The sequence below is a fragment of the Streptomyces sp. NPDC057950 genome (assembly GCF_042887295.1).
Classification (GTDB): domain Bacteria; phylum Actinomycetota; class Actinomycetes; order Streptomycetales; family Streptomycetaceae; genus Streptomyces; species Streptomyces kaempferi.
Genome location: NZ_JBHVPP010000008.1, coordinates 246,811 through 260,501, shown reverse-complemented (window position 1 = coordinate 260,501; position 13,691 = coordinate 246,811). Strand labels below are relative to the sequence as shown.

Genomic DNA, 13,691 nt, shown 5'->3' with positions numbered 1-13,691 from the left:
GCGGGTGACGGCCGACGAGCGCTTGCGCGGGGGCGGTCGACCGGCCTGGCGGCGGGGGCCGCCGTGCCCGGCGGACCTCTCCGGTCGTCGCGCCAGGGCGTGTCGCGCAAGTCCCGTCGCCCGCCGGGCGGGCGGGACTTGCGCGACACGCCCTAGATGTCCCGCCAGCCGGGTTCGAGGCGGTCGAGGAGGGTGTGGAAGGCCGCGCCGGCCCGGTCCCAGTCGCCGTCGGCCAGGTGGGCGAGGAGCAGGCCGAAGGAGGCGTCGACCAGAAGGGATGCCTCCGTCCGGGCCCGGACCTCGGCCATGCCCAGGTCGCGGAAGACGGAGGTGAGCAGGCGGGTCCACTCGCTCATCACGTCGCGCATGACGGGCCCGTACCGCTCGGGGTGGAGCAGGCCGACGGCCATGACCTCGAGATAGAGGGGGAGTGTGGCGCGCAGGTCGGGGTCGCTGAACTGCTGCCAGATCTCCTCCATGAAGCGGCGCACCCCCGCCGCGTCCCGGGGGGAGTCGGCGGCGTCGAACAGGCCCCGGGCGCGCAGGAGCGGCCGCCTCTCGTAGACGGTGAGCGCCTCGGCGATCATGCGTTCCTTGGTCCCGAAGTAGTACAGGAGCATGCGGTCGCTGGTCCCCAGGGCCCGGGCCAGCGGGCGCAGGGACAGGTCGGCCACACCGTTGCCGATCATGTATGCGCGGATCCGCTCCAGGAGATCGCGTCGTTTGGCCGGGTCGGGCGGCCGAGACATGAAGGGCTCCCACCTGCAGTGATGCGAGGCCGAACAAACCCCGCATGTCCGATTCATTGATCTTTGTCCAGGTATTTACCGTAGCACTCGCTACGTGTATATTTATAGATGTAGCAATCGCTACATGAATGTGGGACCTGGCACATGCCGCCCCGGACGTCGGACCTCCGCCGTTCCCGGCAGTCATCGCCGCCGGCAGTACGGAAGGGACTGATTCCCATGGCCGCCTGGGCCATCGACCTCGCCTCGATCTCACGACGGGGATGCTTCGCCTGGTGCTCCCGCGGTCGGACAGAGGGACTCGGGCGGAAGGCTGCCGCGGACCACGCTCAGGGCGAGGAGCGGTCCGCGAAGGGCGCGCCCACCTCATGGATCACCCGGACCCAGGCTCTGTGGGCGCGCTCCCTGGAGCCCCTGCGGCCGCTCGACGCGCCCCGCGCGCGGGCCACCGCCTGGGACGCCTCCTGGCCCCTGGCACGGGAGCTGACCTCGGTCCGCCGGGCCCGTCGCCTGGCCACCGCCCGGCTGAGCGAATGGGACCTGGAGGACCTGGCCGACACCGCCGAACTCCTGGTCAGTGAACTGGTCACCAACGCCCTGCGCCACACCCGCGGCCCGCTGCGGCTCAACCTGTACGCGCGCGGCTCCCACCTGCGGTGCGAAGTGGAGGACACCGACCCCACCGGCCCCGTTCGCCGCGTCGTCGACGCCGACGCGGAGGGCGGACGCGGTACCGAACTGCTCGACCTGCTCACCGAGACCTGGGGCAGCACCCGCACGGCCACCGGCAAGACCATGTGGTTCGAAATACCCACGCGGACGCCCTGACCCAAGGGGCCGCCCGCCCCACCGGCACACCTGTGGCACGCCTGTGCTGTGCACACCTGTGGCGTGCCGTGCGGACCGTGCCGTGCCGACCGCGTCGTGACAGGCGCTTCCCGGCACCGCCCCCGCTCCGGGCACCCTCTCGAGCCGTTCTCGTGCGATTCTGCGGCAGCCCCCGGCACGGTGCCCGCATACGGCCATGACGCCGCCACCCGGGTCCGTGACGCCGCGGCCGGAGTCCGTGATGCCGCCACCCGGGTCCGTGACGCCGCCACCCGGGCCGGCGTCCCCGAACCGCAGCCCCGGCCCCGCGCACTCCCCGCCCCCCAATCCCGCCGCCCCATCTCGCCACCCCCCGGATCCCCCTCCCGCCGGCCCCGTCACCCAACAGGCCCGCCCGTTCCGTCCCGTCCGCCCCGGCGGGGCTCGACCGTCGCACCCGAGCGCGGTCAAGGACCGCGCGAGGCCCCGCTGGCATGCTCCAGGGCAGCTCACCGCACCACCGCGGTGAGAACCCCGCCGCCTGTGGAGGCTGACATGGGTATCCGCGACACGAAGAACGCGATCGACAACTCCGAGAACCCGGAGGAGCTGGCGCAGACGAACATCAGCGCCGAGGAGGAGGACGCCTTCGACTCCCCGAAGACGATCATGAACCAGATCTCCAACGCCTGACACGCCAGACGGCTCCGCCCGGCCGGAACGCCCGCACTCAGCCGAGCGCTCCGGCCGGCGCCCGGACACCGAAGACACCAGAGCCCTGGGGGTCGGGTTGAACACGTCGCTCGTGGACACTCTGCGCGGCGAGGGCATCTTCGCCGACGCATGGAACAAGGAATTCAGGATCCTCCGCGGCGCGGTCGATCCCGCCGGCCACCTCTCCTCCGCCTTCATCGAACAGAAGCTGGACGCCAGCCTGCTGCGCTGGCCCTACTTCTCGGTGCTGCGCCACGGAGCCGTACCGCCGGAAAGCACCTACACCCGCTCCAGGGACGTCATCGGGCACCAGCGCCCCGGCTTCCCCGACGCCGCGGCCGTCCGCCGGCTGATGTCGGCCGGGGGCACCCTCAAGCTCAACCAGCTCTCCGACTGGCACCGCCCCACCCGCACCGTCGTCGAACAGCTCCAGGCCGCCGCCCCGGTCGCGGTGGCCTCCTACGTGTTCTGGACCCCGCCCGAGAGCCGCGGCATGCTCCCGCACCGCGACGCCTCCCACGTCGTGGCCCTCCAGCTCGAAGGCCGCAAGGAATGGCAGCTGTACGCCGGTTCGCAGCAGGTCCGTGCCGACGCGGGCCTCGACGTCGACGCCGCCCACCCCACCCACACCTTCGTCCTGGAACCGGGTGACGTGCTCTATCTGCCGCACGGCTGGCCCCACGACGCCGTCGCCCGCGACGGCGACTCCCTCCACCTCACCTTCACCCTCACCGAGCCCACCCCCGACGACCTCCTCGAAGCGCTCGGCCGCCACCTCCTGGACACGGACCCCGGCCTCGCCCACCGCTTCCACACCACCACCCTCGAACAGCGCACCGAGCACGTCCGCACCGCCCTGCTCGCGCACACCCGCGACCTCGACGACGACACCTGGGCCCACACCGCCCTCACCGCCATGCGGGAGGTGACGGGATGACCACCACCCACATCACCCTCAAGGACCTGGTCGGCGACACCGACGCGTTCTTCCGCGACCACTGGGCCACCCAGCCCGCCGTCTTCCGCGCCTCGGCCGACCTGACCGGCCTGATCACCGAGCGGGAGATGTGGGAGGAGGTGGACTGCGGCCTGCTGATCCGCCCCTACTTCACCGCCTTCGACGAAGGCGTGCGCACCGCCGTCTCCGAGATGACACGCTCGCGCACCATCGTCGGCCACCACGTCCCCGGCTACATCAACCCCGCCCAGATCAAGGCGGACTTCGCCGCCGGCGGCACCTTCAAGTTCAGCCAGCCCGAACACTGGCACCCCCGCCTGCGCGCCCTCGTACAGGCACTGGCGCCCGAATTCCGTGCCGAACTCGAGTCGTTCGTCTTCCTCAGCCCGCCCGGCAAGACCGCCATCGCCGCCCACATGGACGGCTCCCACGTCCTCGTCCTGCAGATCGCCGGCGTCAAGGACTGGGTGGTGGGCCGCCTCGACGAGACCTCGACCAGCGACTCCGACCGCTACACCGGCGGCGTCATCCCCTACGACCGGCGCATGGAGGTCACCCTGCGCCCCGGCGACGTGCTCTACATGCCGCACGGCACCCCGCACTCCGCCACCGCCCGCATCGGCACCTCCCTCCACATCGCCGTCACCATCGAGGAACCCACCCCCCAGGACCTCGCCAACGTCTTCCTCGCCGAACTCCTCGGCCTGCCCGAGTTCGAGGCCCTCACCCGCCACCACCACGAACTGTCCCTGGCCGAACGCCTCACCCGGCTGCGCGCCCTGCTCACCCGCACCCTCGGCGCGGCGGACGGGACCCAGGTGCTCAAACAGGCCGTACGGCTCAAGGCCGGGCACCTCGGATGAGACCGGTGCTGCGCCCGGCGACCGTGCTGCGCCCGGTGACCTCCGCGGACCTCGACCGGTTCGACACGGAGTTCGCCGGGCCCGACGGCCCCGGCCCCTACCAGTGGTTCGGACACACGCCGACCCTGCGGCCGCGCCGGCTGCTCGACGAGCGAGGCCTGCTCGGCGGTGACGAGAACATGCTGTCCGTCACCGTCGACGACACCCTCGCCGGACGCGTCGAGTGGTTCCGCCGCGCATGGGGACGCGTGGAGACCTCAGCCTGCTGGGAGATCGCGATCGGCCTGTTCGCCGCCCACCGCGGCCAGGGCATCGGAACCCAGGCGCAGCGCCTGCTCGTGGACTACCTCTTCGCCCACACCCGGACCGAACGCGTCCAGGTGTGCACCGACGCCGGCAACCTCGCCGAACAACGCGCCGCCGAGAAGGCCGGCTTCGAACTGGAAGGCCGGGTCCGCCGCGCCCAGTGGCGCGCCGGCACCTGGCACGACCAGCTCCTCTACTCCGTCCTGCGCCCCCTCGGCCCGCCCGCCCCCCGACCCTCCACCACCCCGGCCCCGGCCCCGGCCCCGGCCCCGGCCCCGGCCCCGAACCCGAACCTGAACCCGAACCCGAACCCACAGATACAGCCGTAGCCGTACGACCGAGCGGAGAGCGCGCATGCCCCTGTTCCCGGCCAGCCTGAACGGCCCCGCACGGCGGCTCGCCGTCCTGCACGGCATCGACGGCATCGGCGTGGGCCTGTACATGGCCGGCTCCGCGGTCTACCTCACCCAGGTCACCGGCCTGAGCCCGGCCCAGATCGGCATGGCACTGTCCGCCGCCGGACTGACCGGGCTGCTCGCCTCGGTGCTGTTCGGCATGGTCGCCGACCGCACCGGGGCACGCCCGCTGCTGACCTGGCTGCTGATCGGGCTGGGCTGCGGCTACCTCGCGCTGCCCGCCGTGCACTCGGCCTGGCAGTTCGTCGTCCTGGCGGTGGCGGTGGGCGCCCTGCAGTTCGGCACCGGCCCCTCCTTCATGTCCCTGATCGCCGAACTCGTCCCCGGCCAGGACCGGGTGAACGCGCGCGCCGCCATCCGCTCCGTCGGCAACGCCAGCATGGGCCTGGGCACCCTGGCCGCCGCGGTCCTGCTCGCCGTCGGCACCCATGGCGCCCTGCAGGTCATCCCGCTCGCCAACGGCGTCACGTTCGTGGTGGCGGGCCTGCTGGTGCACCGGCTGCCCGCGGCCGCCGCCCGCCCCGCCCCGCCCGCCGCGGGACGCTTCACGGCGCTGCGCGACGGGCCGTTCCTGCGGGTCGTCGCGGTCAACGCGGCGCTGTCGCTGCACGACTCCGTGCTGGCGGTGGCCATCCCGTTGTGGATCGTCGTCGGCACCGGCCTGCCCACCGTGCTCACCCCCCTGCTCATCGGACTCAACACCGTGCTGTGCGTGCTGCTCCAGGTCCGGGCGGCCAGGGGCAGCGACGACCTGCCCGGCGCCGCCCGCCTGGCCCGCCGCGCGGGCCTGGCCGGCGCGGTGTCCTGCCTGCTCCTGATCCCCACCGGCCATCTCGGCACCCTCACGGCCGGGTTCCTGGTGTGCGCCGCCTTCGTGGTGATGACCGGCGCCGAACTGTGGCACGCGGCCGGGTCGTTCGGCATCGGCATCGGCCTGGCCCCGGAGGACCGGCGCGGCGAGTACCTCGGCGCCTTCCAGCTCCACCACGGCCTGCAGTCGATCCTCGGCCCGCTGATCCTGACCGCGTTCATCGGCCACGGCTCCGGCCTCGGCTGGACGGCGGCCGCGGTCCTGTTCACCGCCGCGGCCCTCCTCGTCCAGCCCGCGGTACGCGCCGCCTCCGCCGCCGGGGTGCCGGCACCCCGGCCCACCGCGGACCAGCCCGCCCTGGACTGAACCCGCAGACACCACGGACACCACAGATATCGAAGACACCGAAGACACCACAGGCACCGCAGATACCGGAGGCACGGATGCTGCACCCCGCCGCCGATGCCCGCACCCCCGGCCCCTACAGCGGCCGCGAACTGGCCCGGGACCTGCGGGCCCTCGGCGTCGGACGCGGTGACGTCGTCATGGTCCACACCTCCCTGAGTGCCCTGGGCTGGACGGTGGGCGGTCCCGTCGCCCTCCTACGGGCCCTGCGGGAGGCCGTCGGGGCGTCGGGAACCCTCGTGGTGCCCGCCTTCACCACCTACCTGACCGACCCGGCGACCTGGGTCCAGCGGCCCGTGCCCCCCACCTGGTGGCCCCATATCAGGGCGTCCCTGCCCCCGTTCGACCCGGACGTGCACCCCGTCCAGCCCCGCCTGGGCCGGTTCCCCGAGTTCGTACGGACCCTGCCCGGCGTCCGCCGCTCCACGCACCCGCTCTACTCGCTGGCCGCCTCCGGCCCCGCCGCGCCCGCCCTGCTCGCCGCCCACCCGCTGCCCTACGGCCTGGGCGCGCGCAGCCCGCTGACCGCGCTGGGCGGTGCGGCCGCGAAGGTCCTGCTGATCGGAGTGGGCTGGGACAAGTGCACCGTCCTGCACCTGGCCGAACACCTCACTCCCTACCCGGGGCGCCGCGTCCACCGCATGCGGGTGCCGCGCGCGGGGACCGACGGAGCCACCGTCTGGCAGGACAGCGACCAACTCGTCATGTACGAGGGCGACTACGCGCGCATCGGCGACCGGGCCGTCCGTGCCGGTCTGGTCCGGGAGGGCCCCCTGGCCGCCGCCCGCGCCCTGTTGTGCCCGGTCGCCGCGCTCGTGGACCTGGCCTGCGGCTGGCTGGAGCGGCACCGCGACCTGAGCGCCTGGGGCGTGGCACCGAACATGACCGGCGTACGGGAGGCCCCCGCCACGGCGCTGTGACCGGCGGGGGCCTTGATCCGGGCTGTTCCCGGCTGTTTTCGGCTGTTCCCGGCACCGTCACCGGCGCCGGGGGTGCCGTCGCGGACGGTGTCGGGAGTGTCCGGGGGAGCGGCGGTGCGGCTGCCGCCGGGGTGTCCGGCAGAGGTCAGGCGACGGCCCAGGGACCCAGGTCACGCGTACGCCGGCCGGCCGCCGAGGGCCGGCTCTCGTCCCAGGCCGGCTGCAGCGCGGCGGAGAGGATGCCCCACAGCTGACCGGCGGTCAGGGTGTGCACGGGGACGGTGACCTGGCCGGCCAGACTGACCCGGAACGCCGACTCCAGTGCGCCGACGATGCCGATCAGCGCCATCGAGTCCAGCCCGTATGCCTCCATCGGAACGTCGGCCGCGGGCTCCTTGTCCTTGCCGAGCCCCGGCAGGCCCTGGCGCAGTACGTCCTCGAATTTCGCGTTCCACGGTACGTGGGCCATCGGGCGACTTCCTTCCGGACACGGGAGAGGTGGAGCGGTGCTCCGAGCAGCACCGTGCCGGATCCCGCTCGAGCCGCCGTGGACACCTGCTCAGGCCGGCCGCCGCGAGCGGCCGGCACACGACCGAAGCCCCCGCCACAGCACTGCCGGCGGGGGCCTCAAGATTCGGTTGGTTCTGTTGGTTCGGTTGATTCGGTGGGCCCGGTGGGTGCGGTAGGTCCAGCGGGTCGGTGGTCTGTTACGGCATCCGCGCCCGTCAGACGGCCGCGCTGCCGGCCGCGAGAGGCCAGCCGATGTCGTCCGTGGCCGCGACGGTGGTGACCGCCTTGGGCCAGCCGATGTTGCTGTCGTCGGCGGGGACGGCGACCGCCTTGGGCCAGCCGATGTTGTCGTCGTCGGCGGAGACGGCGACAGCCTTGGGCCAGCCGATGCTGCTCTCGTCGGCCGCGACGGTGGTGGTCTTGGGCCAGCCGATGCTGTCGTCGGCGGCGGCCGGCCACCCGATGGCGGAGGAGACCGTGCCACCCGCCGACTGCGGCCAGCCGATGCTCTGCGCGGCGGTGCTGACGCCGCCGAGGGTGAGGACGGCGGAGGCGACGGCGGCGGTGGTGACGGCGATGCGGGCGATGTTCTTCATGACGGCTCCTCCGTGGCAATGAAGCGGATCCTGCGTTGGTAACTTCTTGCCAAAAAGCTTGGCAACGCGAACTCGGGACCCGCTCGGCATTCGCTGGAGATGGGCTGGAGACCCGCGAGAGACCGGCGGCTACCTGCGTCGATGCCTGGCAAAGTTTGTCAACAACCCTGTTTCCGGGCCCGGTCGAGGCCGGTTCCGAGAGGGTGAACGGCACGTTCGCGACCCTTTCGCTAGAGCGCCGCCGGAGTCGGCGTTGCCACTTCACCCCCACGCTAGGCAACATATTGCCAAGCACGTTGGCAATGCTTGTTCGTGACGGGTCGCGCACAGCGGCCCCCCGCGTCCTGGCAGCCGATGGCCCCGACAGCGGGGGGAGGCCCCGGAAATGAACGCGACGCCGTCATCCACGGATCAGCCGTCATCCACGGATCAGAAGGACCGAAGGGACTACGCGCCCACCAGCGACAGCACGGACCGCACGGACCGGAGTGAGCACAAGGACCACAAGGACCGCGACGGCCGCACGGTCCATCTGGACACGGCGGGCCGTGGCCGTATGCCCGCCGCCGTACGCGCACTCGTCGCCGACTGCGCGGCCCGTGAGGACCGCTACGGGCCGCACGAGCTCGAGGAACACCTCGCGCACGTGCTGCGCACCGAGATCCACGACCGTCTCGGCGCACTGCTCGGCGTCCCGGCCGCCGACACCGCCGTCGTCACGGACGCGGCCACCGCCTTCGACGCGCTGGTCCGCGGCCTCGGCCCCGGCCGCGGCGACCGGATCTGGACGACCCCCTACGAGGGGGTGGCCAACCTGACCGCCCTGTACGCCCTGCGCGACCGCACCCGCTGCCGGCTCGAGGTCGTCCCGCTGCGCGAGGACGGAGACCTGGACCTGGAGTGGATGGCCCGGCACATCGACGACGACGTCGCCCTCGTCTCGGTCGTCCACGTCCCCTCCGGCCGCGGCATCGTCAACCCGGTCGAGACCATAGGGCAGATCCTCGCCCCGCACCGGTGCCTGTACGCCGTCGACGCCTCCTACGCGGTCGGCCAGCTCGGCGTGGACGCCGCCCGTACCGGCTGCCATCTGCTGACCGGCGACGGCTGGCGGTTCCTGCGCGGCCCCCACGACGTCGGATTCGCCTACCTGGCACCCCGGTTGCGGGACGCGTTCGAGGAGGCCGCCGTACACCGTCCCCCGCCGCAGAACGCGGCCGTCGCGGGCCTCAACGCGGCGCTGGCGCACCGTACGGCGACCCTCACCGGGCCTGGGGGACACGACGGGCTGCGGCTGCTGCCCGCCCTGCGTGCCGCCGTCGAGGAGACACCCGGAACCGAACTGATCACGCCCGGCCTGGTCCAGTCCGGCATCCTCGCCTTCCGCCACCGAGAGCTGCCCGCCGCGCTCGTGCGCCGGCAACTCGCGGCCCGCGGCGTCGCCCTGTGGAAGACGGTCGCGCAGGAGATCCCGCTCCTGGACCACCCCGCGGGCACCGCCCTGCGCGCGTCCCTCCACCACGACACCACCCCCGACGACATCGCCCGCTTCGGCCACGCCCTCCGGGCCGTCGTCCGCGAGGAACGCCCGCACCCCGCAGGTCCCCGCCCGGCCGCCCGCCACACCGCTCCCGCTCCGCCGGGCCCCGCCCGGCCGGCCGGCCCCCGTCCGCCCACCCACCGCCACCTGACCCTGTGTCCCACGCCCTGACCCCGCAACGCCGGTACGGGTTGGTGAGAATGGGGGCGTGCGTCATGACATCAATCCCAGGCTGCTGCGCGCCTTCGTGGCCGTCGCCGAAGAGTTGCACTTCACCCGGGCCGCCGCCCGGCTGTTCGTCGCGCAGCAGGCGCTCAGCCGGGACATCCGGCAGCTGGAACAGGTGTGGGGCAGGGCCTTGTTCGAGCGGGACACCCGGCATGTGGCCCTGACCCGCGAGGGGCAGCGGCTGCTGCCCGTCGTGCGGCACGTCCTGGCCGCCCAGGAACAGCTGGGCCGGGAACTGGAGCAGACCCCGGCCGGGGGGAGCGCCCGCCCGCTGCTCGTGGACGTCGCGCTCCACGGCGCCACCGGGCCACGCGTCCTGGCGGCGGCCAGGGAAGCGGCCCCCGGTCTGGAGTTCGTCTCCCGGTTCCACAGCGGCCTGACGCGGGCGGCGGCCGAGATGGCGGACGGCCGGCTCGACGTGTCCTTCGGCCGCGTCGCCGGGCTGCCGAGGGCTGTCCGTGCCGGTCTGGAACACCGGCTGATCCGCTATGACCGACTGGCGGTGCACCTGCCCCCCGAACACCGGCTGGCCGCCTTGCCGCGGGTGCCGCTGGCCGCGCTCGCCGGTGAGACCGTGTACGCCGCCGCGGGCAACGAGGACACCACCGAATGGACGGACTACGCGCGCGCCCTGTTCGCGGGCCGCGGTATCGGCCTGGCGCCGCCCTTCCCGAAGATCGAGGGCGAGGCCGAGTTCCGGCGGGTCATGCGCAAACACGGCTGGTCGGTCCTGGCCAACGTCGACTTCTCGGATGTTCCGGAGATGGCCCTGCGTCCCCTGACCGACCCGGTGCCTCTTTCCCCCGTCTCCCTGGTCTGGCGCCGCGGCCTTCGCCATCCGGGAGTGAGAGCTCTGGCCGACGCCGCCCGAGCCCTCGGCACGGCCGAGGGCTGGCTCGAACGGCCGCCGGACTCCTGGCTCCCCGACGCCGACCGCACCCTCGCCGCGGAGCCCTCGCACAGCTTCTGAACCACACCGTCCGGCCCCCGGCGGCTGAACCCGCCGCTTGCCCGGTCGCCGGTGCCGTCCGGGGGGCCGTACCGCCCGACGGGCGACGGCCCCCCGGCCCTCCTATCCTGAGGGGGACAGGACCCCAAGCCCCGTGTCCCACGGCACCGCTGCGCACCGCAGCCCGTCGCGTGGCCCCCGTCCGCGACGACCGGGCCCGGTCCGCATGTGCTTGCCCCGGTCCTCACGTGCTTGGAGTCAGCCCATGACCCACTCGGGCACCCGTCTGCGCAGGGGAGCCGTCGCCGCCGCCGTGGTGGGAGCGCTCATGACGGCGGCCGCGGGCTGCACCGCCCGCGGCACGACCGCGACCGCCTCCGTCCCTGCCGCCGCCGACGCCACGCACGCCACCGCGTCCCCTTCACCGTCCGACCCGGCGACGGACGGGGTCCGCACCCTCACCCCTGCAGTGACCCGCCAACTCGACGCGAGCGTGCGGCAGGTCATGGGCGAGGCGGGCGTGCCCGGGGTGACCGTGGGACTGTGGACGCACGGCCAGGGCACCTACGTACGGTCGTTCGGTGTGGCCGACAGGAGCGACGGGCGCAAGATGTCGCCGGACCTGTACACGCGGATCGGCAGCGAGACCAAGACCTTCACCGTGACGGCGCTGCTCAAGCTGGTCGACGAGGGCAGGGTGGGCCTGGACGACCCGATCGGCAGATACGTGGGCGGCGTGCCCGGCGGCGACAGGATCACGCTGCGGGACCTCGCCGGGATGCGCAGCGGCCTGTTCAACTACACCGAGGACCCGGCCTTCTTCAAGGCACTCACATCCGACCCGCAACGGCCCTTCACCCCACCGCAGTTGCTCGGCTACGCCTTCGGACACCGCGCACTGTTCCCGCCGGGGCGGAAGTTCTCCTACAGCAACACCAACCTCATCCTGCTCGGCATGGTCGTGGAGAGGGCCGGCGGTATGCCGCCCGGGGACTACATCCGCGAGAACGTCCTCGCGCCGGCCGGCATGGACCACACGTTCCTCCCGGCCGACGCGGCCTTCCCGGACCCGCACGCCCAGGGCTACACCGACCAGACCGCGAGCGGCGCGGTCGAGGAGACCGCCGGCTGGAACCCCTCCTGGGCCTGGACGGCCGGCGCGATGATCTCGGACCTGGACGACCTGCACACCTGGGCCCGCACGGTCGCCACGGGAGTCCTGCCCGACGGCACGACCCTGATCGGCTCCGCCACCCAGAAGCAGCGGCTGGCCACGCTCCCCACCACGATCCCGGGCGCCGGGTACGGCCTGGGCATCTTCGACGTCCAGGGCTGGATCGGCCACAACGGCTCCATGCCGGGCTACGAGTCCCTGACCGTCTATCTGCCGTCGGCCCAGGCCACCCTGGTCGTGCTCCTGAACACCGACATCAGCCACGACGGCGCCGAGCCCAGCACACTCGTCGGCGAGGCGGTCACGAAGATCGTCTCACCGGGACACGTCTTCGACCTGCCCGCACAGCCCGCGGCCCGCTGACCGCGCACCATCACCATCACCATCACCATCACCACTGGCACTGGCACTGGCACCGGTACTGGCACTGGCACCGGTACTGGCACTGGCACCGGTACTGGCACCGGTACGCGCGGTGGTGCACCAGCGCCCCTGGGGGCTGCCGCCCTCAGACCCCGCTCGCCCGAAAGGCTCGTCCTCAAACGCGGACGGGCTCGAAGGCATGGTCCGGACGCCGGCCTTCGAGGGCGACGACCAGTCGGCGCGGGCCCGCATCCCCAGCCCGTCCGGCGTTTGAGGACGAGGCCGTTCAGACCGATGCGGAGGTCTGGGGCGGCAGTCCTTCGGTGTCACGCGCCGCGCCGTCAGGGGGCGGACACCGCGCCGTCGCGGGAGCATGGGCATGACCGGCCCCCACGCCGGGCCGCATCCGGCAGACACGGGAACGCCGGGACACACCGAGGAGGGACAGGCCGGTGGGCATGGTGGTCTCCGTCGTTTTCGCCCTGCTGGCCGCCGCCAGCAACGCGACCGCCACCGTCCTCCAGCGCCGCGCCGCACAGGACGTCCCCCTGTCCGAAGGCTTCCGCGCCCGCCTGTTCGTCGACCTGCTGCACCGGCCGGCCTGGCTCGGCGGCATGGCCGCGGTCATGGCGGCGGCCTGTTTCCAGGCGCTGGCCCTGGTCAACGGCGCCCTGGCCGTCGTACAGCCGATCTTCGTCCTGGAACTCCCCTTCGCCCTGCTGATCGGCGGCCTGGTGCTGCGCCGGCGGGTGACCCGGCGCGGCTGGACGGCCGTGGTGTGCATCGCCGCCGGGCTGGGCATCGCACTGGCCGCGGCGGCACCCTCGGCGGGCACCGGCCAGGCCGCCGCGGGCGGCTGGGTGGTGGCCATCGTCTGCTGCGTGGGCGTCATGACGGCCGCCGTCCGGATCGCGCTGCGCCTGCCCGCCGGACGCGCCCGCGCGGCCTGCTTCGGCAGCGCCGCGGCCATCGGCTACGCGCTCACCGCGGCCCTCATCAAGGACGCCACCCACGCCTGGCAGACGGGCGGCGTCACCGGCTTCTTCCTCGCCTGGCAGACCTACGCGTTCGCCGCCGCCGGGGTCTGCGCACTGTTCCTGCTGCAGAACGCCGTCCAGTCCGGCCCCCTGGTCGCCTCCCAGCCCGCCCTCACCCTCGGCGACGCCCTGGTCAGCCTCGCCCTGGGCGTCACCCTGTACGCGGAGGAGGTGCGCACCGGCTGGTGGCTGGTCCCCGAGATCGCCGGGGCCGGACTGATCCTGTACGGAGCGGTCCAGCTGGCCCGGATCCCCCTCGCCCAGACCCTGGTCTCCGCACCCCCCGCCCGCCACCGCGGCCGGACCTGATCCCCCCGCAGCCGTCCCGGGCGCCCCGCTCGCTCC

At 73.3% G+C, this 13,691-nt stretch carries 14 protein-coding genes; 11 read left to right on the top strand and 3 right to left on the bottom strand.

Annotated elements, in window-relative coordinates; genetic code table 11:
* Positions 1-152 precede the first annotated feature (152 nt).
* Complete coding sequence (locus ACFVTC_RS16155) at positions 153-749, bottom strand: TetR family transcriptional regulator (protein ID WP_390127312.1); 597 nt, start codon at positions 747-749, stop codon at positions 153-155.
* 219 nt (positions 750-968) lie between these two features.
* Between ACFVTC_RS16155 and ACFVTC_RS16150 the strand changes: the two genes are divergently transcribed.
* The 7 genes from ACFVTC_RS16150 (at position 969) to ACFVTC_RS16120 (ending at position 6,949) form a co-directional block, all read left to right on the top strand.
* On the top strand, positions 969-1,577 hold the full coding sequence (locus ACFVTC_RS16150) for an ATP-binding protein (protein ID WP_390127310.1): 609 nt from the start codon (positions 969-971) through the stop codon (positions 1,575-1,577).
* Between the two features lie 534 nt (positions 1,578-2,111).
* A complete protein-coding gene (locus tag ACFVTC_RS16145; protein WP_168500444.1) occupies positions 2,112-2,249 on the top strand; it encodes a hypothetical protein in 138 nt (45 codons plus the stop codon).
* 112 nt (positions 2,250-2,361) lie between these two features.
* Positions 2,362-3,207: a JmjC domain-containing protein gene (locus tag ACFVTC_RS16140; protein ID WP_390127308.1), complete on the top strand. Its 846-nt coding sequence runs from the start codon at positions 2,362-2,364 to the stop codon at positions 3,205-3,207.
* On the top strand, positions 3,204-4,091 hold the full coding sequence (locus tag ACFVTC_RS16135; protein WP_390127306.1) for a JmjC domain-containing protein: 888 nt from the start codon (positions 3,204-3,206) through the stop codon (positions 4,089-4,091). The genes ACFVTC_RS16140 and ACFVTC_RS16135 overlap by 4 nt, the downstream gene beginning before the upstream one ends.
* Positions 4,088-4,726, top strand: coding sequence for a GNAT family N-acetyltransferase (locus ACFVTC_RS16130; protein ID WP_390127303.1), 639 nt, complete (start codon positions 4,088-4,090; stop codon positions 4,724-4,726). The genes ACFVTC_RS16135 and ACFVTC_RS16130 overlap by 4 nt, the downstream gene beginning before the upstream one ends.
* A gap of 25 nt (positions 4,727-4,751) precedes the next feature.
* A complete protein-coding gene (locus ACFVTC_RS16125) occupies positions 4,752-5,990 on the top strand; it encodes an MFS transporter (protein WP_390127301.1) in 1,239 nt (412 codons plus the stop codon).
* Between the two features lie 77 nt (positions 5,991-6,067).
* Positions 6,068-6,949 (top strand): aminoglycoside N(3)-acetyltransferase, encoded by an 882-nt coding sequence (locus ACFVTC_RS16120; RefSeq protein ID WP_390127300.1) that lies wholly within the window; start codon positions 6,068-6,070, stop codon positions 6,947-6,949.
* A gap of 145 nt (positions 6,950-7,094) precedes the next feature.
* Here the strand turns inward: ACFVTC_RS16120 and ACFVTC_RS16115 are convergent, their stop codons facing one another.
* Both ACFVTC_RS16115 and ACFVTC_RS16110 read right to left on the bottom strand, forming a co-directional pair.
* Positions 7,095-7,418 carry an acyl carrier protein gene (locus tag ACFVTC_RS16115; protein ID WP_390127298.1) on the bottom strand — a complete coding sequence of 108 codons (324 nt, stop codon included), beginning with the start codon at positions 7,416-7,418 and terminating at the stop codon, positions 7,095-7,097.
* 256 nt (positions 7,419-7,674) lie between these two features.
* Positions 7,675-8,055, bottom strand: a complete 381-nt coding sequence (locus ACFVTC_RS16110; protein ID WP_390127296.1) for a hypothetical protein — start codon at positions 8,053-8,055, stop codon at positions 7,675-7,677.
* A gap of 385 nt (positions 8,056-8,440) precedes the next feature.
* On the opposite strand from ACFVTC_RS16110, the gene ACFVTC_RS16105 reads away from it, so the two are divergent.
* The 4 genes from ACFVTC_RS16105 (at position 8,441) to ACFVTC_RS16090 (ending at position 13,655) form a co-directional block, all read left to right on the top strand.
* Positions 8,441-9,766, top strand: a complete 1,326-nt coding sequence (locus ACFVTC_RS16105) for an aminotransferase class V-fold PLP-dependent enzyme (protein WP_390127294.1) — start codon at positions 8,441-8,443, stop codon at positions 9,764-9,766.
* 37 nt (positions 9,767-9,803) lie between these two features.
* Complete coding sequence (locus tag ACFVTC_RS16100) at positions 9,804-10,793, top strand: LysR family transcriptional regulator (protein ID WP_390127292.1); 990 nt, start codon at positions 9,804-9,806, stop codon at positions 10,791-10,793.
* A gap of 244 nt (positions 10,794-11,037) precedes the next feature.
* Positions 11,038-12,309, top strand: a complete 1,272-nt coding sequence (locus tag ACFVTC_RS16095) for a serine hydrolase domain-containing protein (protein WP_390127290.1) — start codon at positions 11,038-11,040, stop codon at positions 12,307-12,309.
* 458 nt (positions 12,310-12,767) lie between these two features.
* Positions 12,768-13,655 carry a DMT family transporter gene (locus tag ACFVTC_RS16090; protein ID WP_390127424.1) on the top strand — a complete coding sequence of 296 codons (888 nt, stop codon included), beginning with the start codon at positions 12,768-12,770 and terminating at the stop codon, positions 13,653-13,655.
* The last annotated feature ends 36 nt before the right edge of the window (positions 13,656-13,691 follow it).